The 1,543-nt window shown below is 37.5% G+C and carries 1 protein-coding gene; it reads left to right on the top strand.

What is annotated here, in order from left to right; all coding sequences use genetic code 11:
* Positions 1-480 precede the first annotated feature (480 nt).
* Positions 481-1,543 (top strand): ribonuclease E/G (locus BN338_RS02265; RefSeq protein ID WP_039758632.1); only part of this gene is annotated, 1,063 nt, incomplete at its 3' end.

Genomic DNA, 1,543 nt, shown 5'->3' with positions numbered 1-1,543 from the left:
AAAAACAAAATTAAGGTAATAAAAATATTATCATGATACATGATTTACATTGTTACTTGCCAAACGCATGATATCAACATAAAAGAATACTGGTGCTTCCTAACTGATAATAGATCTCATTATCTGTAACTCATGTGAGTTGTCTTAAAAGGGATGCTGCGTATTATGCGTTGAGACTTTGTTATGGATGAAAAATTTCTATGTTATAAAACTAGGATTGCATTACTTAAGATTCGTTGGTTCGGATATCCGAACTGTTTTAAAGATTATTTGACCAGAGACTTTTAAGAAATATGAGTCATAAAAAACGGATGAGGATAATGATGAAAAATGATGTAAATGCGATCATGCATCTACATTTAGTGTTCCGTCCTGTTTTTCTGGTACCTCCCTTTTATGGCAGACAGCCCTGTACGTCTACGAATAATTGTACCATTCGTTTGAATAAAATGGTGCATGTCGCCTTCAGGATATTAACTTATGTCAAACAAAATGCTTATAGATGCCTCCCATCCGGAGGAAACACGTGTTGTTGTTGTTCACGGCAACAAAATTGAGGAACTTGATTTTGAATCAGAACATAAGAAACAGCTCAAGGGGAATATTTATCTTGCACGTATTACGCGTGTAGAACCATCTCTCCAAGCTGCTTTTGTTGAATATGGTGGAAACCGACATGGATTTTTAACATTTTCTGAAATTCATCCTGACTATTATCAAATTCCTGTGGCTGATCGCCTTGCTCTTCTTGAAGAAGAGGAAAAGGCAGCTGTAGGAGAAAATCTAGCAGATGTTTTCACGGAAGAAATAACTAAAAATAAAAAACGCTCCCAAAAAACAAAAAAAAATACGAAAAACAGCATCATAGCAGCCGATATTGAAAACGATATTGCATCCGAAGCTGTAACAATTGATCATACAGAAGAAATATTAAATGCCGATGCCTCTTATGATGAGATCGAAATGGTCGGTGCTGAGGATATCCGTGAAGAGATCCCAACGTATCAAAGAAAACAAGGGCGCCAGTATAAAATTCAAGAAGTGATTAAACGACGTCAAATTTTGTTGGTGCAAGTCATCAAGGAAGAACGCGGAAATAAAGGTGCCGCACTTACAACATATCTCTCTCTAGCGGGTCGTTATTCTGTTCTCATGCCCAACACAGCACGCGGTGGTGGTATTTCACGAAAGATTACGAATGTACAAGACCGTAAGCGTCTTAAAGAAATCGTAAAAGAATTAGCCGTTCCAAAGGGTATGGGCGTTATCCTACGAACCGCTGGTGCCAATAGAACAAAAGCTGAAATTAAACGTGATTATGAATATCTTATGCGACTATGGGATACTATTCGCACTTTGACACTTAAATCAACGGCTCCATGCCTTGTTCATGAAGAAAGCAATCTCATAAAACGTTCTATACGAGATCTTTACAATAAGAACATTAGTGAAATTCTCGTCTCTGGAGATCAAGGATATCGTGAAGCAAAAGACTTTATGCGTATGCTTATGCCAAGTCATGCAAAAGTCGTGCAACCTTATC

Source organism: Bartonella queenslandensis AUST/NH15 (assembly GCF_000312585.1).
GTDB classification, from domain to species: domain Bacteria; phylum Pseudomonadota; class Alphaproteobacteria; order Rhizobiales; family Rhizobiaceae; genus Bartonella; species Bartonella queenslandensis_A.
Note: the sequence above shows the minus strand (reverse complement) of the source record. Positions and strands in the feature narration are given on the sequence as shown.